At 72.5% G+C, this 18033-nt stretch carries 21 protein-coding genes; 13 read left to right on the top strand and 8 right to left on the bottom strand.

What is annotated here, in order from left to right; translation table 11 throughout:
• The first annotated feature begins 50 nt into the window (after window positions 1-50).
• The 6 genes from BD833_RS07915 (at window position 51) to BD833_RS07890 (ending at window position 5144) form a co-directional block, all read left to right on the top strand.
• On the top strand, window positions 51-896 hold the full coding sequence (locus BD833_RS07915) for an SDR family NAD(P)-dependent oxidoreductase (protein ID WP_166532587.1): 846 nt from the start codon (window positions 51-53) through the stop codon (window positions 894-896).
• A 125-nt stretch (window positions 897-1021) separates the two neighbouring features.
• Complete coding sequence (locus BD833_RS07910) at window positions 1022-1606, top strand: hypothetical protein (RefSeq protein WP_166532586.1); 585 nt, start codon at window positions 1022-1024, stop codon at window positions 1604-1606.
• Window positions 1607-1682: 76 nt separating this feature from the next.
• A complete protein-coding gene (locus BD833_RS07905; protein WP_166532585.1) occupies window positions 1683-1820 on the top strand; it encodes a hypothetical protein in 138 nt (45 codons plus the stop codon).
• Window positions 1821-1852: 32 nt separating this feature from the next.
• Window positions 1853-2392: a DUF1353 domain-containing protein gene (locus BD833_RS07900; RefSeq protein ID WP_166532584.1), complete on the top strand. Its 540-nt coding sequence runs from the start codon at window positions 1853-1855 to the stop codon at window positions 2390-2392.
• A gap of 86 nt (window positions 2393-2478) precedes the next feature.
• A complete protein-coding gene (locus BD833_RS07895) occupies window positions 2479-4038 on the top strand; it encodes an alpha/beta hydrolase fold domain-containing protein (protein ID WP_166532583.1) in 1560 nt (519 codons plus the stop codon).
• Entirely contained in the window at window positions 4035-5144 is a 1110-nt protein-coding gene (locus tag BD833_RS07890) for an L-dopachrome tautomerase-related protein (RefSeq protein WP_166532582.1), read from the top strand. Before BD833_RS07895 ends, BD833_RS07890 begins: the two co-directional genes overlap by 4 nt.
• A 77-nt stretch (window positions 5145-5221) precedes the next feature.
• On the opposite strand, the gene BD833_RS07885 is transcribed toward BD833_RS07890, so the two are convergent.
• Both BD833_RS07885 and BD833_RS07880 read right to left on the bottom strand, forming a co-directional pair.
• Entirely contained in the window at window positions 5222-6364 is a 1143-nt protein-coding gene (locus BD833_RS07885; RefSeq protein ID WP_166532581.1) for a glutathione-independent formaldehyde dehydrogenase, read from the bottom strand.
• A gap of 205 nt (window positions 6365-6569) precedes the next feature.
• Window positions 6570-8738, bottom strand: coding sequence for a cutinase family protein (locus BD833_RS07880; RefSeq protein ID WP_166532580.1), 2169 nt, complete (start codon window positions 8736-8738; stop codon window positions 6570-6572).
• A gap of 535 nt (window positions 8739-9273) precedes the next feature.
• Here BD833_RS07880 and BD833_RS07875 point away from each other — a divergent pair.
• The 4 genes from BD833_RS07875 to BD833_RS07860 all read left to right on the top strand — a co-directional run bounded on the left by BD833_RS07875 (window position 9274) and on the right by BD833_RS07860 (window position 11847).
• A complete protein-coding gene (locus BD833_RS07875; RefSeq protein WP_166532579.1) occupies window positions 9274-9531 on the top strand; it encodes a hypothetical protein in 258 nt (85 codons plus the stop codon).
• 86 nt (window positions 9532-9617) lie between these two features.
• The gene (locus tag BD833_RS07870; protein ID WP_166532578.1) at window positions 9618-9893 is read left to right on the top strand and encodes a hypothetical protein; all 276 of its coding nucleotides are present in this window, start codon (window positions 9618-9620) and stop codon (window positions 9891-9893) included.
• Window positions 9890-11041 (top strand): tyrosine-type recombinase/integrase, encoded by a 1152-nt coding sequence (locus tag BD833_RS22655; protein WP_208092422.1) that lies wholly within the window; start codon window positions 9890-9892, stop codon window positions 11039-11041. Before BD833_RS07870 ends, BD833_RS22655 begins: the two co-directional genes overlap by 4 nt.
• Window positions 11038-11847: a hypothetical protein gene (locus tag BD833_RS07860; RefSeq protein ID WP_166532577.1), complete on the top strand. Its 810-nt coding sequence runs from the start codon at window positions 11038-11040 to the stop codon at window positions 11845-11847. The genes BD833_RS22655 and BD833_RS07860 overlap by 4 nt, the downstream gene beginning before the upstream one ends.
• 294 nt (window positions 11848-12141) lie before the next feature.
• Here BD833_RS07860 and BD833_RS07855 read toward each other — a convergent pair whose 3' ends face one another.
• On the bottom strand, window positions 12142-12657 hold the full coding sequence (locus BD833_RS07855) for a type II toxin-antitoxin system VapC family toxin (RefSeq protein ID WP_166532576.1): 516 nt from the start codon (window positions 12655-12657) through the stop codon (window positions 12142-12144).
• Window positions 12658-12673: 16 nt separating this feature from the next.
• Entirely contained in the window at window positions 12674-13465 is a 792-nt protein-coding gene (locus BD833_RS07850) for a hypothetical protein (protein ID WP_166532575.1), read from the bottom strand.
• A gap of 577 nt (window positions 13466-14042) precedes the next feature.
• Here BD833_RS07850 and BD833_RS23210 point away from each other — a divergent pair.
• The gene (locus BD833_RS23210) at window positions 14043-14171 is read left to right on the top strand and encodes a hypothetical protein (protein WP_279536005.1); all 129 of its coding nucleotides are present in this window, start codon (window positions 14043-14045) and stop codon (window positions 14169-14171) included.
• A 14-nt stretch (window positions 14172-14185) separates the two neighbouring features.
• Here the strand turns inward: BD833_RS23210 and BD833_RS07845 are convergent, their stop codons facing one another.
• On the bottom strand, window positions 14186-14395 hold the full coding sequence (locus BD833_RS07845; protein ID WP_166532574.1) for a hypothetical protein: 210 nt from the start codon (window positions 14393-14395) through the stop codon (window positions 14186-14188).
• A 390-nt stretch (window positions 14396-14785) separates the two neighbouring features.
• On the opposite strand from BD833_RS07845, the gene BD833_RS07840 reads away from it, so the two are divergent.
• Window positions 14786-14995: a hypothetical protein gene (locus tag BD833_RS07840; protein ID WP_166532573.1), complete on the top strand. Its 210-nt coding sequence runs from the start codon at window positions 14786-14788 to the stop codon at window positions 14993-14995.
• 42 nt (window positions 14996-15037) lie between these two features.
• Here the strand turns inward: BD833_RS07840 and BD833_RS07835 are convergent, their stop codons facing one another.
• Entirely contained in the window at window positions 15038-15466 is a 429-nt protein-coding gene (locus BD833_RS07835; RefSeq protein ID WP_166532572.1) for a hypothetical protein, read from the bottom strand.
• Entirely contained in the window at window positions 15463-15981 is a 519-nt protein-coding gene (locus BD833_RS07830) for an ImmA/IrrE family metallo-endopeptidase (RefSeq protein ID WP_166532571.1), read from the bottom strand. Before BD833_RS07830 ends, BD833_RS07835 begins: the two co-directional genes overlap by 4 nt.
• Window positions 15982-16110: 129 nt before the next feature.
• Here BD833_RS07830 and BD833_RS07825 point away from each other — a divergent pair, with 129 nt between their 5' ends.
• Window positions 16111-16410: a hypothetical protein gene (locus BD833_RS07825; protein ID WP_166532570.1), complete on the top strand. Its 300-nt coding sequence runs from the start codon at window positions 16111-16113 to the stop codon at window positions 16408-16410.
• A 219-nt stretch (window positions 16411-16629) separates the two neighbouring features.
• Here BD833_RS07825 and BD833_RS07820 read toward each other — a convergent pair whose 3' ends face one another.
• A complete protein-coding gene (locus BD833_RS07820) occupies window positions 16630-18003 on the bottom strand; it encodes an HNH endonuclease family protein (RefSeq protein WP_243737521.1) in 1374 nt (457 codons plus the stop codon).
• Between the last annotated feature and the right edge of the window lie 30 nt (window positions 18004-18033).

Raw genomic sequence — 18033 nt, 5'->3', positions numbered from 1 at the left:
GCAAACGATGCGCCCGTGGATGGGATGTCGCCCACGGGTAGTAGCGGGGCATGACCCCTCTGCTCGATCGCGTCGTCCTGGTCACCGGTGGCAGCGCCGGCATCGGCCGTGCCACCGTCGTCCGGCTGGCGTCGGACGGGGCGCGGGTGGTGACCTGCGCCCGGAACGGGAACCGCCTGCGGGAGGCGTTCGGCAGCATGCCGGGGGTCAGCGCGACGGTGGCCGACGTGGCCGAGGCGGAGGGCCGGGCCGCGCTCCTCGAGCACGTCCTGGCCGAGCACGGCCGGCTGGACGCGATCGTGCACAACGCCGGGCAGGGCTGGGCCGGGCTGCTGGAGGACATGCCGGCCGACGCCGTGCAGCGCATCGTCGCGCTCAACCTCACGGGGGTGGTGGAGCTGACCAGGCTCGCGCTGCCGCACCTGCTCCGGTCCGCCGCCGAGCGCGGGCGGGCCGACGTCGTGCTCATGTCCTCGGTCGCCGCCTGGTCCCAGGTGCCACCGCTCACCGTCTACTCGGCCACCAAGGCCGGTGTGCAGGGCTTCGCCCGGGGGCTGCGCCGGGAGGTGGTCGCGCGCGGGGTGCGCGTGCACACGGTCAACCCGTTCTTCGTGGCCACCGAGTGGCTGGCCCGCGGGCACGGGCACCCGCCGCTCACCGACGCCGACGCCCGGGGCCGGCTCTCCCGCGGCATCGGTCCCGAGCGGGTGGCCGACCGGGTCGGCGAGGTGCTGCAGGCCTCGCGGTCGAGGACGGTCACCGTGCCGCGGTGGGCCGGGGTGGCCCGGCTCGGGGAGCTGCCGCCGGTGAACCGGGCGCTCGATGCCGGGCTCTCCTCGGCGGCCGGGCTGATCCGGGCCGGGGCGGCGCGCGCGGTCCGGAAACGGGTCCGCTGACCGGCCGCGGCGAGGCACCCGGACCGTCGCGGCCCTAGCTCGATCCGGTTCACGAGGTTCCGAATCCGGCGGAACTGGTTACCCCTCCTGCCGACCCGGTCCCCGTCAGGAAGCAGGTACGCAGCATGCGACACCTCCTCGCCGGCGTGACGTCCCTGCTGTTCCTGGCCGGCTGCGCCTCCACCGCGGGCGATCCCGCCGCCGTGGGCGCACCTCCGGCGCCCCAGGTGGCGGACGTGGGTGCGCTGGCCGACCAGGTGGCCACCGGGCGGACCGCCGGCTGCGAGAACCCGGCGGGCTTCGAGGTCGTCTACCCGGCGGACTGGTCGGTCAACTCCGGCGCGGTCGTGCCGCCGTGCAGCTGGTTCGACGCCGCGGCGTTCACCGTGCCCGAGGCCTCCGACGTGCGCACCGCCGCGATCACCTTCGCGGTGCGGCCCGCCGACGAGATGGTTCAGCCCTGGCCCGACGTGACGGCGTCCGACGCCGTGGACGTCGGCGGGCGGACGGCGGTCCGCGTCGAGCAGGTGAGCGGGCCGGGGCTCTACCCGGTGGGGACGCCGATCACCAGCTACGTCGTCGACCTCCCCTCCGGCGAGGTCCTCGTGGCCAGCACCGTGGGGCTGCCCGGGTCCGACCACGAGCGGGACGTCGCGGTGCTCGACGCGATGATGGACTCGCTGCGCTTCGCGGCCGCCCCGCTGGTCTGACACCTCCCGCGGCGCGTCGCCGGCCCGGTAACCGGCCGCTCCTGGGCGGGGACGGCGGGCCAGGCATGATCCGGGCGTGACCTCGTCGCGGCGCCGCGCCCACCTGCTCGCCCGCACCTGGTGGACGGTGCAGCTGTCCCGGTTCGTCGACCGCAGGCTGCCCAGCAGGGACCGGCCGCAGGCGGACGCGCCGGCCGACCGGGTGCTGCGCTGAGCGCGGGGCGAGGGCGACCGGAGCCGGCCGGGGTGCCGTTCGAGTCCGGGCCCGTCGTCGTCCGGCGGCTGGACGACGAGTGGTGGGCGGTCGTGGAGCCGCTGGTCTACCACGGAGCGCGGGACCGGTTCGTCGTGCCCGCCGGGTTCCCCACCGACTTCGCGACGGTGCCGCGGGTGGTGGTCTGGCTGGTGCCGCGGTTCGGCCGCTACACGGCCGCGGCGATCCTGCACGACTGGCTGTGCACGGTCGGGATCGCCAGCGGTGCGGTCACCGCCCGGGAGGCCGACGGCCTCTTCCGCCGGGTGATGCGGGAGAGCGGCGTGCCGGTGGTCCGCCGGTGGCTGATGTGGTGCGCGGTGCGCTGGGGCGCCTTCGGCGACCCGGTGCGCGGGGCGGGCTGGTGGCGCAGCGCGCCCGGGGTGCTCGCCATCTCGCTGCTGGCCGCCCCGGTGGTCCTGCCCCCGGCCCTGGTGATCACCGTGGCGCTCGCGGTGTACGGCGCCGTCGAGGCGGCCGTCGGGCTGGTCACCGGGTCCCGGCCGGAGGACGTCACGTCGTTCCGCACCTGAACATCGGGGGCGGTCGTGTTCGTGCCGGAGCGGGCGGGTAGGCGGTGGGGGACCAGACCGTGCGCGACCGGACTCCGGAGGCTCCCGTGGCCCTGACGTACCCGACCCAGCCCGGCGACATCGACCACCTCATCGCCGACGACCACGCCGCCGTCGAGCGGCAGTTCCAGCACCTGGAGGCCGGCCGCGGCAACCGGCGGGTGCTGGTCGACCAGATCTCGCTGCAGCTCGGGCTGCACGCGTTCGCCGAGGAGACGGTGCTCTACCCGATCTGGCCCGAGATCGGCATGACCGACGAGCACGAGGACGCCGAGCACGAGCACCAGCGGATCAAGGAGCTGCTGGTCGTCCTGGGCCGCACCGAGCCCGGGGAGACCGAGTTCGAGCAGGCGCTGAGCGACCTGATCGGCCTGGTCCGGCACCACGTCCAGGACGAGGAGGGCGAGGAGCTGCCGGAGTTCCGGTCCAAGGCCGGACCCGAGCGCATGGCGGAGCTGGGCAAGGAGTTCCTGGCGGCCAAGCGCCAGGCGCCCACCCGGCCGCACCCGCACGCCCCCGACGAGGGCATCGCCGAGCGGATCGCCGGCTTCCTCGCCAAGCCGGTGGACCAGGTCCGCGACATGCTGTCGGGGAAGCAGAAGGAGGGCGCCACCGACCCCTCCGGGCTGCTCGACCCGCAGGCGCAGGCGATCGTCGACGCGCACTCCTCGCTCGGCCCGCTGCCGTTCGAGATCCTCACCCCCGACCAGGCGCGCAAGCAGCCCGGCCCCAAGGCGGCCGTCCAGAAGGTCATGGCCGAGCGGGGGATCGAGGGCCCCGAGCCGGTCGGCTCCGTCGACGACGTGCTGATCCCCGACGGCGCGGGCGGCCAGCAGCGGCTGCGGGTCTACAAGCCCGCCGGCACCTGGCCCGGCGCGCTGCCGATCATCATGTGGATCCACGGCGGCGGCTGGGTGCTGTTCGACATCGACGACCACTACGACGACTCCTGCCGCGGACTGTGCAACAAGACCGGGGCGATCGTGGTCACCCCCGACTACCGGCGGGCCCCGGAGGCGGTCTTCCCGGCCTCGCACGACGACGTCCTGACCGCCTGGACCTGGGTCCGGGAGAACGCCGCGGTGCTCGGCGGCGACCCGGCCCGCATGGCCATCGGCGGCGAGTCCGTCGGCGGGAACATGGCGCCGGCGACCGCGCTGACGCTGGCGGCCAACGACCAGCCGGTGCCGCTCGCGCAGGTCTGCGTCTACCCGCTCACCACCGGCGAGCAGTTCGGCGAGTCGATGGAGGACGCCGCCGACGCCCGCCCGCTGAACCGGCCGCTGCTGTCGTGGATGGCGATGCACGCCTTCGAGGGCAAGCCGGAGGCGGCGCAGGACCCGCGGATCGCGCTGCTGGACTGGACGCCGGCGCAGCGGGCGCTCATGCCGCCCACGCTGGTCATCACCGACGAGCGCGACGTGCTGCGCAGCCAGGGCCAGCAGTTCGCCCGCGACCTGGAGGCCGCCGGCGTGCCCACCACGCACCGGTACTACGAGGGCGTCATGCACGAGTTCTTCGGCGCCGCCGCCGTGCTGGACAAGGCCGAGCAGGCCCAGCAGGAGGCGGCTCAGCACTTCCGGCGCGCCTTTGGCACGGCGGCATGAGCGCGGGCGGGCAGGTCCCTGCCGAGGAGACGCTGGGGTCGCTGGAGTTCGTGCACCTCTTCGAGGGGGCGATGCCGACCGGGGTGAGCGTCTCGCACACCGGCCGGGTGTTCATCTGCTACCCCAAGTGGGGCGACGACGTCGGGTTCACCGTCGGCGAGCTGCGGGACGGCGAGATGGTGGCCTTCCCCTCCCCGGAGCTCAACGACAACCGGTCCGATGCGGACGCCGAGCGGCTGGTGTCGGTGCAGAGCATCGTCGTCGACCCGGCCGACCGGCTGTGGCTGCTGGACACCGGCAGCCCGATGTTCCAGCCCACCGAGCACGGCGGGCCCAAGCTGGTCTGCGTCGACCTGGCGACCGACCAGGTGGTGCAGACCATCGTGTTCCCGACCGACGTCGCGCTGCCCACGACGTACCTCAACGACGTGCGGTTCGACCTGCGCCGGGGGGCGGCGGGGACGGCGTACATCACCGACTCCTCCGACCAGGGGCCGAACGCGATCATCGTGGTGGACCTGGCCACCGGGGAGAGCTGGCGGCGGCTGCACGAGCACCCCGCCACCAAGGCGGTGCCTCCGCCGGACCTGCGGATGGTCGTGGAGGGCCAGGAGTTCATCGAGCGGGCCGAGGACGGCAGCACCTCCCCGATCTGCATGGGCGCCGACGGCATCGCCATCACCGCCGACGGCAGCCGGTTGTTCTGGTGCCCGATGGCCGGCCGCCGCTGGTACAGCGTCTCGGTCGACGCGCTCACCGACCGGTCCGTCGACGACGACGCGGTCGCGGCCACCGTGGTGGACGAGGGCGACAAGGGGTGCGTCAGCGACGGCCTGGAGACCGACGACCAGGGCCGGCTCTACGTCACCGACGGCGAGCATGACGCCATCCACCGCCGGCTGCCCGACGGCAGCTGGGAGACCGTGGTGCACGACCCGCGGCTGCTGTGGCCGGACACGATGTCGGTGGCCGCCGACGGGCACCTGTACGTCACGGCCAACCAGCTGTACCGGCAGGACAAGTACCGCGGCGGGCAGGACCAGCGCCGCAAGCCCTACGTGCTCTTCCGCACCCCGATCGACGCGGGCCCGGTCCGGCTGCGCTGAACCGGTCCGCACGGACGACGACGCCGCCCCCTCAGGAGAGCATCCGGAGGGGGCGGCGTCGTCCGTACGGGAGGCGGTCAGCCGCCGGGGTGCAGCAGCACCTTGGTCCAGCCGCTGTCGCGGTCGTCGAAGTGCTGGTAGCCCTCGACGGCCTGGTCCAGGCCCAGCTCGTGGGAGGTGATGAGGCCGGGGTTGGCGCGGCCGGCGACGATCAGGTCGCGGAGCTGCCGGTTGTACCGCTTCACCGGTGCCTGTCCGGTGCCCATGGACTGCCCCTTGGTGAAGAAGGTGCCGAACTGCCAGGGGATCCGACCCTCCTTGGCCAGGTCGCTGGTCGCGCCCGGGTCCTGCGGCATGTAGACGCCGACGACGCCGATGCCGCCGGTGGAGCGGACCACCTGGGCCAGGTTGTCGAGCACCAGCTCGGGGTGCTCCTCGCCGGTGGCGTCGTGGGCCTGGTAGCCGACGGCCTCGACGCCCCGGTCGACGCCGCGGCCACCGGTGGCGTCCATCAGCTGCTCGACCGGGTCGGCGGCGCTGAAGTCGATCGGCGTGGCGCCGAACTTCTCCGCCAGGGCGAGCCGGTCGGTCTCCTTGTCGACCACGAAGACCTGCGAGGCGCCGCGGATCATCGCGCTGTGCGCGGCCATGAGCCCGACCGGTCCGCCGCCGAAGACGGCCACCCGGTCACCGACCTGGAATCCGGAGAGCTCCACGCCGTGCCAGCCGGTGGGGAAGATGTCCGACAGCATCGTGAAGTCGTTCTCGTGCTCGGTTCCCTCGGGCAGGTGCAGCAGGTTGACGTCCGCCCACGGCACCCGCAGGTACTCCGCCTGCCCGCCGTCGTAGGGGCCCATGTTGGCGTAGCCGTACGCGGCGCCGTCCATGCCCTCGGTGGGGTTGGCGCGCAGGCAGAACGACGTCCACCCGGTCGTGCAGTTGCGGCAGGTGCCGCAGGCGATGTTGAACGGCACCGACACCCGGTCGCCGACGGCGATCCGGTCCACGCCCTCGCCGACGGCCTCGACGACGCCCATGTTCTCGTGGCCGAGGACCTTGCCCTCCTCCACGGAGGTGCGGCCCTCGTACATGTGCAGGTCCGACCCGCAGATGTTGGTGGTGGTGATCCGGATGATCGCGTCGGTGGGGGACTGGATCGTGGGGTCCGGGACCTCCTCGACGGTGACGTTCTTCGGTCCGCGGTAGACGACGGCTCGCATGGTCGCTCCTGTCTGTCGGGCGGCCGGCTGCGCAGACGTGCAGGCGCGGACGGCGACCGGGGGGAGGGCTGCCGGAGGCGGGGTGGCGCCCGTCCGGGCGCGGCGCCCGACGGCGGCCTTCGAGACCCCCGGGCCCTACCCGGCGTCCGGTCGTGCACACCCGGATCGCGCGCGACCGTTCAGCCGCCCGGGTCGGGCCGGCGGGTCAGGCAGCGGCCAGGAAGCGGTCGATCGCCTCGGCGAGCTGGGTGTGCCCGGCCGCCGTCGGGTGCACGCGGTCGGCGGACATGCCGAAGTCCGGCAGCGCCGACAGATCGGCGAACGCGTGGCCCTGCGCGGCCGCGACGTCGGCCATGGTCTGCACGTAGGCCTGCCAGGCGGCGGCGGGCACATCGGTGCGCGGCGGGTACCCGACGATCAGCACCGACGGGTCGGGGCCGACCTCGGGGCTGCGGAGGTGGCCGATCGTCGCGGTGAGGTAGTCGCGGAACTGGGCCGCGGTGAACCCGGCGACGACGTCGTTGTAGCCCAGCGCCACCACGACCAGGTGCGGCGCGGCGTGCGCGACGGCCTGGCCGTGCTGCGCCGCGGTGGGCCGGTTGGCGTAGTCCTCGGCCTGCCACCCCGAGTGCGCGGCCTCCCACAGCCGGACGCCGGCGGCCTCGTCGCCGTCGTAGACGCTGATGCCCTCGACGAGCACCGTCCGGCCGCTGGTGTTGGTGAGCGTCACCGTGTGCGTGCCGCGCGGGAGCGCGGGGGACGTCCAGCTGCCCCCGTCGCTGGGGGTGCTGCCGCCGCCGGCGGTCGCGACCGGCGTGCCCGGGCCGCCGTCGACCGAGACGGTGATCGTCCCGGTGTTGAGGCTGCTGGCGTAGTGCAGCTCGAAGGAGGTGCCGGTGAAGCTGGTGGTCATGGAGTTGCCGGCGCCGGAGGGCATGTGGTTCGCGCGCATGCCGAGGCCGTACTGCGAGCCGAGCGTGGACGCCCCGGCGAGGGTGAAGCGGTCGACCATGCCCCCGGCGGCGTAGTAGGCCGGCACGTAGCCCTCGCCGCCGGCGACGCCGGCCGGCTGGTAGCGCTGCCGCAGGAGGCCCAGCAGCTTGTCGACCCACCGGTTGCCCTTGCCGACGTCCCGGCCCTCGGCGACCGAGTCGCCCACGACGACCACGTCGAGCGGGCCGCGCCCGGCGGCGCTGTCGGCGCGGGCCGCGCGGAAGGCGGCGAGCGCCGCCCCGTTCGCCGGGGGCGGGGTCGTGGTCGGGCTGGTCGTGGTCGGGCTGGTCGTGGTCGGGCTGGTCGTGGTCGGGCTGGTCGTGGTCGGGCTGGAGGTGGTGGTCGGCGTCGTGGTCGTCGGGCTCGTCGTGGTCGTCGGGCTCGTCGTGGTGGTCGGCGAGGTGGTGGTCGGCGAGGTGGTGGTCGGCGACGTGGTGGTCGGCGGCGTCGTGGTCGGCGACGTGGTGGTCGTGGGAGTGGTGGTCGTCGGGGTCGGCGTGGGGCCGACCTGGATCGAGGCGGCGATCTCCCGGGCGGTCTGCAGCAGGAGCGGTCGGTACCCGGTGCCGGTGTGCACCGCCGTCGCCTCCTTGAGCGCGGACAGCGACGGGCTGACGCCGCGCTGGAGGAGGCGCACCGGGTCGAAGTCGCAGCCGACGTCCCGGGTGAGGCACAGGTCGAACACCCGCGGCGCCGCCGCGACGTCGCGCCCCGGGGGCTGCAGGACCGTGCGCACCCCCTGGGCGCCCGGGAGCGCCGTCCCGAGGCGGGTGGCGGCGGTCTGGCCCACCCGGTCGCCGTCGGCGACGAGGACGGCGGCGGTGACCCGGTCGAGCAGCGCCGTGCGACCGTCGTCCGCGAGCCGGGCGAGCGCCCGGTGCAGCACCATGGCGCCCTGGGAGTAGCCGGCCAGGACGAACGTCGCGCCCGGGCACCGGGTGTGCAGTCCGACCATCTGGTCGACGGCCGACGACACGCCCGCGTCGACGCTGCGGCTGTACGCGCCGAGGCGTTCGGTCTCGTAGCGGTCCATCGCGGCGGCCCGCCGGGCGGGATCGGCGAGCGCGGTGAGCTCGCTCCGGGTCGGGGTGAGCACGCCGGCCGCCGTGGGGGAGTGGGTGACCGGCAGGTTCGCGATCGACAGCCCGCTGCCGTGCCTGGCCCGGAGCTCGCGCTCGAGCCCGTCGGCGAAGTAGTCGGTGTTCGTGCCCATCCCGCGGTTGGCCGTGGTGACGCTCTCCGCGGAGCCACGCGCACCGACGATCGCCACCGCCGGGCAGTCGCCGGGCTCCGCGCCGGCGGCGAGGGTCACCGCGGCGGACGAGGTGAGCAGCGCGACGACGCTCCCGACCGCCAGCGTGCTGCGACGTGCAAACCCCACGACACGACCCCCCGTGACCGGGACGGGCACCGCGCGGCGGGCGAGGGCCGCCGGGTGCGCATCCGCCTGAGGCCGCGGACGCTACGCCGCCGAGCGGTCCCCGGCTACGGCCCCGCGTCCGGCCCGGGCGATGCGCTGCCCGGACGCACCGCGGCCCCCGACCTCGGGAAGGTCGGGGGCCGCGGTGTCAGCGCTCGGGATCAGATGTCGTAGTACATCGCGAACTCGTGCCGTTCCGTTGGGGACCGTTGGGAAAAGGTGACGCAAGCCTTTGAGCTGCGGTTTCGTCCATCGGAACCGTTGGCGGCATGTGCTGGTGTGTGGCAAGTCTGCGGACTCTGTGCGGACTCGCTGCGGACCAGTGGACACCCCACCGCCGGCCGGACAAGATGCAAGACGGCCCCGCCTCGGTGTGGAAGACCGAGACGAGGCCTTGATCCCTCACCCTCCCTAGAAGGACGAGAGACCCATGGACGACGCTACTGAGGTCAGCGCTGCCCGTCGCCACCCTGACGAGCGACACAGCGACTGGTGCATGACCCGCGATCACCAGGGCGAGTGCGCCTGGATCGTCGGCTACGTGCCGGCGGCCGCCGGCGACTTGCTCGTTGAGCTCCGGCAGCAGCCCGGCTACGACGCCCGGATCGAGCTGGTGACCGCCACCGGGACGGTCACGCTGTCCTGGTCGGCCGCCGAGGCGCTGGCGCCGCTGCTGCTCGACGCAGCGGCCGAGAGCACCGGCGACATCGGCCCCGTGCCGTCCCTGCCGGCGCCTTCGGGCGGCGAGCGATGAGCCAGCCAGCTCCGGCGGATGCGCAGCCCGCGGACTGCCCGGCCTGGTGCGAGTACAGCGGCCACCACCTCGACGAGTGGGAGACCGTGATCGACACCGGCCTGCCGATCCGGTACCACGAGGCCACGGTCGCCCCGGCGCCGGATGCACCGGTCTGGGCCTACCTCCTGGCCGAGGAGGAGCTCCACGCCGACGGCCGCGTGCTCGGCCAGCTCTTCATCGATGCCGGGGTGAACGAGTTTCAGGACGGGAAGCGGCTGCACGGCCTCACTGCCGAGCAGGCGCGTGCCTTCGCAGCATTGCTGACGAGGGCGGCCGACCGGGCAGACGAGATCACCGGTGGCGGTGCGCCGTGTCGATGACCGCGAGGCCGCTCCCGGAGCGCTGGCGGGAGCCGATCGCGAGCTGGGAGGCCCGACTGCGCGCCGATGGGTTCGCGGACGGCACCATCCGCGACCGGATGCGCTCGGTCCGGCGCGCTGCCCACGCCTTCGCCGGCTGCCCGTGGGACGTGACCGCGGAGCGGCTGGAGGCCTACGCCGACCAGCAGCCGTGGTCGCGGCAGACCCGCGGCACGTGGCTGCGAACCCTCCGGCTGTTCTACGAGTTCGCCGTGACGAAAGGGTGGACGGACCGGACGCCCACCCCGGACCGGCACGCTGCTCTGGTGCGGCAGCCAGCGGCCACGATCTGGTCTGCAGAGCTGGCGTCGTGGGCGAGCTGGCTGGGCGCGTCCGGGCAGAGCCAGCAGACGATCCGGCAGCGGACCTATGTCCTGCGCCGGCTGGCCTGTGCGCACCCGCAGTGGGGGCCGTGGGATCTACAGCTGGACGACCTCGCCGGCTGGATGGGGTCACTCCGGGTTGGCCCTGCTGCGCTGCGGGTGGCCCGGCAGAGCCTGCGGGCCTTCTACCGGTGGGGCGTGGCCACCGGCCGCATCACCGCCGACCCGTCGGCGGAGCTGCCCGCGGTGCGCCACCCCCGGGCACTGCCCAGGCCGGTGCCGGATGCGGTGATCCTCGCCGCGCTGGACGGGGCCGAGGGGCGCCAGGCGGACGCCATCGAGCTCGGCGCCGTCGCTGGCCTGCGCCGGTCGGAGATCGCTCGCGTCCGCACCGAGGACCTGGTGCAGCGACCGGACGGATGGTGGCTGCGCGTCCTGGGGAAGGGAGGCGTCGCCCGGGACGTCCCGCTGCCGCTCGAGCTGGGCGAGCGGCTGGCGGCCCGGCCGCGGGGCTGGCTGTTCCCCAACGGCCGCGGCGGGCACGTCACGCCGGCGCACCTGGGCAAGGTCATGCGGGAGCGCCTGGCCGACCACTGGACGCCGCACACGCTGCGGCACCGGTTCGCCAGCACCGCCTACGCCGCCGAACGGGACTACCGGGCCGTCCAGGAGCTGCTTGGGCACGCCAACGTGAACACCACGATGATCTACACAGCGGTTCCGGGGGGCGCAAGACGAGCAGCGGTCACCGCCGCGGCCACGTTTCGAGGGAGGGAGAGCGCATGAGCCCGTGGGGTCCCGACTTCGCCGCCTGGACGCCGAACGACTGGGCCGCCTTCGGGACGAACGCCACGGCGCTGATCGCCCTCGCAGCCGGGTTCGTTGCCTGGCGTCAGCTCCGCGAGGCCCGGCGTCTGCGCCTGGAGCAGGCACAGCCCTACGTGGTCTGCTTCGCCGAACGCACACCCGGGCATGACCAGGGGCTGGACATCGTCGTCCGCAACTTCGGGACGACCGTCGCTCGTGACGTCACGCTGACGGTGACGCCACCACTGCTCCGGTCGGGCCGACCCGACGAGCCACCGGAGGAGGTGGCGCTGCCGAAGCAGCTGCCGGTGCTCGTGCCGGGGCAGGAGTGGAGGACCTTCTGGGATCTCGGCTCCAACCGCGCCCAGGCAGAGAAGCTGGTCAGCCGGCACGAGGCCGTGGTGAGCTACCGGGACAGCCAGGGAAAGTCCCTTCCGCCGACGCCGTCCGTGATCGACTGGGACGACTTCTCCGACAGCACGTGGCTGATCACCTACGGGATGCACGAGGCGGCCACCGCGCTGCGCGAGCTCAGCAAGACGGTGGCCAGCTTCAAGTACCGCGGCAACGGCGGGCTGGCGGCTTACGTGCGGGACGCTGACGCGATCGACCAGCGTCTGCTGCAGCAGCGCGAACAGCGCCGCCGCCAGCACGAGGAACTCGAGGCCGAGGTGAAGGAGGCCCAGGCACGCTGGCGCCAGGCGCAGGACGCACAACAGGCGGAAGGCTCAGGCGAGCAGGGCGGGGGCGGCGCAGCCCCATCTGGACTCGCAGGCCCCGGCTGACGCTTCTCGGTACGGTCAGGGGCATGGCGACGACGGAACCGGTGCGGGACGGACGCTGCCCCCAGTGCAACAGTCGGGTCCGGCCCCTGCACTCCGGTTCGGCTCCGGTGCTCGACAGCAGCTTCACTGCCCCCATGTGGGTGCCGAAGGTCTGCACCAACCAGCTGTGCGAGTGGGTGGAGCCAGAGCCGAACTGAGCCCCCGCCGGTCCCACGGTCCGGCGGGGACTCAGACGGCGGCGGGTCCCGGATTGACGACCGTAGACGTGCCGCGCCTCGGCCAAGCGCCGTAGCGCTATTGCCCCTCGCTCCCGTCCGGGCGCGGCGCGCCCTCGGACGTCTCCCGTGGCGAGAACAGCTCGCCCTGAACTGCTGTGAGCATCTGCGGTCGCTGGCAGTGCAGGGCACCTAGCACGTTGAGCTTGAGCAAGTCCTTGTCCCAGGTGTACAGCGTCGAGCAGCGCGTCGCCAGGCCCGCCGCTAGCACGCAGGCATCGCCGCCGCTCAACTGGTGCTGCTGCCCCAGCCGAGCTGCCTGGGTGGCCAGCCGCTGGTCGACGTCGACGACCAGGAAGCGGTTGTCGGTTACCCACTGTTCGAACCGAGCAATGCTGGCCGCCCGACGAGCAGCGTCAGCTTTGGCCGGCGGCCGCATGACCGGCGCTCCTCCGATCTCAGCGATCACGGATGCGGCGATGACAAGCTCATGCTGCCCCGCCTGGGCAGCCTCCAGCACCCACAGGCTCGGTTCCAGTCGCCCGGCCGGATCCGTCTCGCGCGCGAACACGGACAGGAAGACGGAGGTGTCCACGCAGACACGGCGGACGTCAGCCACCGCGCTGAAGCCGCAACCACTCGTCGTTGCTTATGCCGTCTGTCCAGTCGGGATCGAACATCCCGACGAGTGCTCGAGCAGGCTCAGGCGGGCGCCGCTCAACGAGCTCGAGATCCTCAGCGCGGATCGAGGTCTTGTGGCCAGCAGTGTTGCGACGCACCTCGCCCCAGATCACCACGTCCCGCTCGATGGCGGCCACCATCCGCGCCTGCAAGGACTCGGGATACCAGACCCGCACAGGGCGGCCACTGGACTCGTCGGTCAGGCCGACCTCACGCCGGTTTCCGCGAGAGAGATAGCGGTCGATGCGCCCCCGGACAGAGCCGAAGGACACTTCGGTTTCACTGAGCGACTCCCGAGCGTGGTTCAGCACCGAGCCACTCAAGGTGATCCAGTCGTCCGGGCGCTGCCGATCGATGATGATGTCCACAGCCTCGACGCCCTGCAGACCGACGATGTCACCGATCCTCAGCAGGTTGCGCAAATCCTCCTGATTCCACCCGGCCGGTGCGCCCGCTCGCTCGTGGAGCGAGCCGATACCGCGGCGGACCAGCTGGAGCCGCTCGACAGACTCGCGCGTGACCGCACCTCCAGGGCGGACGGCAACGTCCAGGCTGCCGGTCCGCAGGAGGCTGACCGCCCACACCGGGGCGGCGCTGTCCTCACCTGCTGCCGGCGGGTCGCCAAGGAGGCGCAGCAGGGCGGTCAGACCTGCTGCTAGTGCGGTGGCGTCGATGAAGCCCACGGCGCCCTTGATGTGCAGTCCCAGCTCGTCGTCAGCCACGTCGAGTCACCTCCCTCTCCCTGTCGTCTCGGCGGAGTCTCTGGCTTTCCAGTGACAAGTCTGGCCTGCTGAGGCCACTGTGGCGGCGCTTGGCCAAGCCGTCACCTGACCAGGCGACTACGTGAACTCGCCACAAGGGCGTCGGAGCCCATCGGGGCCCCCACGACGCCCTTCGACGACGCTCGCTCAGGTAAACGACCCCTCGCGTAAGCGCACCACGAAGCAGCCCACGTGAGCGACGTCGGTACCTGACCTGTAGGCAGCGATCTGTCGCACCTCGACTCCGGAGGTGTCCTGCACAGCGTCGCCGACTGCGGTTACGCACCATCCGGGCGAACTCGGCCCCGGAGTCGTCGAAGCGGTGCACGCGACGGGACGTCGACTCCCCCCGGCGGAGGACGGTGTGGATGACGTCGCCGCCGACAAGGGTCTTCAGACCTGAGTGACTGGTCGACGAACGCCCGGTTCCCGCGAATGGCCTTGGCCAGCTCGACCGAGCCGGCCGGCGCGGCACCGTCGGCGTGGAGGGCTGGGACAGGGCGGCGACCGCGCGGGGCACGTCGTCGCCGCCGTCGCCGTGACCGCGCAAGTCGCCGATGGCACGCTCGCAGCCGACCTCCCGGCCGGCACCTACGAGCTGGCCCTGTCCCTCAACACCGCCGACGGCGAGCGGGTCCGGCAGACAGAGACGGTGTCGCGGGAGTAGCCCGGAGGGGGTCATCAGGCTGGGCGGACGCCACCTGCGTGCAGTACCCGGTGGGCGGGGATTACCTCGACCGTCGGCTCGCCCTGTGGTCGGGTCTCCATGTACAGCCACCCTGGAGCGAAGCAGGCGCGAATGTGGCTGGACATGCGCATCCCGCTCGTCGTATCAACCTGCAGCGACTCGATGATCACGACCGGGCCCAGGCCGAGCTGTTCGAGGGTCATGCCCCCATCCTTGAGCGCGCCGCATCAGGCCGCCACCCGCCGAAGCGGAGTCGCCCTAAGGGGCCGCCAACGGCCATGCTGGCGGGATGCCAGCCGATTGCGCCGTCGACTTCCGCGGTGAGGCCTGCGGCGTGCTGGCCCTCGGCCGCTGCTCCACCTGTGGTCGCGCCTTCTGCATGACCCATCAGGGTCGCGAACCCACGGGGGCCGTGTTCATCGACACTTGCTCGTCCTGCGTCGAGTCGGGTGTCCGCCGCCGGCGCTTCTGACAGGCCACTACCCGCGTGCCCATGGTGGAGTGCGCACAAGAAGTGGACCTTGTGCCTCAAGCGGCCCCGTACGGCATCCTGACGTCACCCACGGAGGCCGGCCGCTAGCTAGCCTGCGGCCGTGACCGACAACACCTCATGGCAGTACCGCCTCAGCGAGTTGCGGTCACCAGAACCAGGAGTGATGCAGGCGCACCTCGACGAGTGGGCCGCGGCCGGGTGGGAGCTCCTGAGCGGTAGCACGGTGACCATGCTTTTCGAGAAGCCGGGATCACACCGCTGGACCGGGGTCGTCTACTCCATGTGGTGGCGTCGGCCAGTCGGTCCCTGACTCGCCCAGAGGGGGCGCTCCGAGCGACTACGGCGCGAACGGTCAGGCGCCCGGGCCCGCAGGCGTGACGAGCGGCCAGAGCGTCTTGAACGCGACTGCGAAGATGAAGAGCAGGATGAGCGCGACGACGATCACCCTCAGGGTCATGTCGGCGACGGTGCAGAAGCGGTACAGCCACTTGTGGTCGGTCTGCGCCTTCCGGACCTTCGGCTGAGAGTTCTTGCCCTCGTAACTGGCTTCCGCCACCTGGCAGAAGTAGTCGAAGAACGGTGACCGCTGCAGCAGGTGCCCGAGGAACCGAGCGCCGCCCGCGGTGGGGTCCTCGTAGTTGGGCGGCTCGACCACATCGCCCTTCTGCGGGGCCTTGGCCGCGGGGCTGACGTCACTGGCGTTCTTCGCGAGGCGGCGAGCACCGCCCGCGGGCGCCTCCTGCTCGTCGTCTCGCAACGGGTCGGGGAGGTCTTCCGTCATGCCTTCAGCAGCTGCCGCCGGTACTGCGCGGCGGCGAGAGATACCCCGAAGTGCGCGGCGATCTGCACGTCGTTCCGGCCACGCGCTCGCTCGGCGCGCAGTTCCGGCTCCGGCATCAGCAGGGCACCGGCGAAGTGGTTCGCGTAGACCTCCCGCGGGTTGCCCCGGTCGACGTCGGACCGACGGTCGACGTAGTCCATCTCGGCTGCGGTGCCCGGGCCCTCGGCGTGGTCGACGTAGTGTCCGAGCTCGTGGGCCGCGGTGAAGCGGTAGCGGGCGGCCGGCTGGTCTCGGTCGATATAGATCTGGGTGCCCTTGTCGCTGCCGAAGATCAGCCCGAGGACGTCGTTGCCCAGCTCCGCGGAGAAGACCTCCACCCCCATGTCGCGTGCGATCTGCACGGGGTCGACGGGGATGAAACGCTCGCGCCAGAACTCGTCGAGGACCTCCCGAGCCATCTCCTCGGCGGCGTCTCGGATCTCCTTGACGCTCATCTGCTCCAGCTCGGTGGGCATGGTCGGGCCTCCTCTCGCCGTCGCCGGGGATGCTAGTGGGAACGTCTGACCGAGGCTCAGCACTCCTACAGCGCTCCGCACGACCATTTCGGGCGACCCCGAGACGCCCCCGTCTCCTAAGGTCGAGGCATGGATCTCAGCAACCTGCAGCCCGGAGCGATCTACAACACCGGCCAGGTGTACATCGCCAACCCACTGTCCGATCGACCGATCGGCTACCAGTCGTGCCGGATCCGCCTCGAGGACGGCTGGTGCTACATCGAGCTCAACCACTCGGACGCCGAAGGCCCCGGTACGGACGTGTATCCCGCCAGCCAGATCGCTGGGATCCTCAACCTCTACGGGCCTATCGCGGGACCTGCCCGCCCTGAGGACGCACGCCCGTCCGGCGAGCACCTGATCCTGCGCCCGCCAACGCCCGGCGCCTGATCGAACGCGGGGGCTGCGCAAGCGCGCCGCCTGTGGACAAGCCGGTGCGCAACCCTCAGGGCCCGGCACGATGACATCGTCGGCGAGGTCACCCGCCCCGCGGCTACGTCACCCCCCCACGCAGGTCCGGTAGCCGCCGGCCGCAGCGCCACCGATAGCACGAACGCCCCACCCCCTGCTCGGGGGTGGGGCCCTTTCCGTGTTGGAGCAGTGCAGAGATCAGCCAAGGCTCTCGCAGGCCAGACCGTCCTGGTCGCTGCCGTCGAGGCCAGCCACATCCCCGTACGCCGGGAAGTAGGTCTCGTACCAGGCCTGGGCCTGGGCGTGGCTCGAGAAGTCGCTACAGTTCTTCGAGTCGCCCGGGTTGCCCACCGGGGCCGGAGCAGGCGGCGCTGGAGCGGGTGCGGGCACGGGAGCAGGAAGCGGGGCAGGCACCGGCGCGGGCTTCGGCGACGGCTTCGGTGCCGGTGCCGGGGCGGGCGCCGGCGGGGCCGCGGGCTGGCGCTCCGGCACATCGACGACGACCCCGGCCGGGAGCCGCTGCTCCGGGCACGACGACAGGACCGTCGCGATCGCGTTCTTCTCCGCCTGCGTCATCCACAGCGCATAGGTGGCCTTCACCGCCACCTGCCGGGCCACGTACTCGCACCGGTAGCCGCGCGCCGGCGGCAGCCACGTCGCCGCGTCACCGTCGCCCTTCTGCATGTTCAGCGGCCCGTCGACGGCGAGCAGGTTCAGCGGGTCGTTGGCGAACGCGCGTCGGCGGCTCTCGTCGAGCTGCTGCGCGCCCTTCTGCCAGGCGTCCGACAGCGCCACCACGTGGTCGATCTGCACGTCCGAGCTCGTGTCCTGCCCACGCTGGAAGGCGATGGTCTTCCCCGAGTACGGGTCGGCAAGGGTGCCGGTCAGCACCACGCAGCTGCGGGTGCCCGGCTTGAAGGTCTCGGCCTGGAGGTCGCGCTTCAGGACGTCGTTGCGGGTGTCGCAGCCGTTCCGGTCGGTGTCCAGCCACCCGGAGCCGAACAGGTCGCGGTCGTAACCCGTGCGGGGTGCGCGGCCTTTCACCTCGATCGCGGCGAGCGCGGCCAGCGCGGTGGTCTCGCCTGCGGAAGCAACTGCCTGCGCGGTCGCCTCATCGGCCAGGGACGCCCCTACGGCCACCCCACCGGTGTTGACCTGCTCGTCCTCTGCGGCTAGAGCAGCCTCAGCCGCCTGGATCGCCTCCTCCTCGGCCAGCTCCGCGGCGTCGGCCTGCGCCCTCGCCTCCGCAGCGGCCGACTTCTCGGCCGCCTTGGATGCGGTGCCGGCCGTGTCCGTCTCGGCTTCAGTCGGCGCCCCGATAGCCCCGCCCGCCAGGAGCACGACGACACCGATGGCCGCGATCCCCTTGACGGCCTGCCGAGGCTCGGCGACGAATGGGCCCCGCTTGAAGAAGAGCCCCGCCAGCGCAGCAAGCAGCATGACCAGGCCGATCATCACCAGCCCGCCCGACCATCCGCCTGAGATAAAGCCGACGACCACCAAGCCGAGAGAGATCAGCGACCCGATCCCCGGCCGTGGGCGGTCGCCCTGATTCAAGTCCTTGCTGACCACGTCATCCCCGCTCGTTGGAACCGAAACCGG

It is taken from the genome of Blastococcus xanthinilyticus, assembly GCF_008124835.1.
Lineage (GTDB): Bacteria > Actinomycetota > Actinomycetes > Mycobacteriales > Geodermatophilaceae > Blastococcus > Blastococcus xanthinilyticus.
The sequence above is the reverse complement of the archived record's forward strand: the minus strand, read 5'-3'. Positions and strand labels throughout refer to the sequence as shown.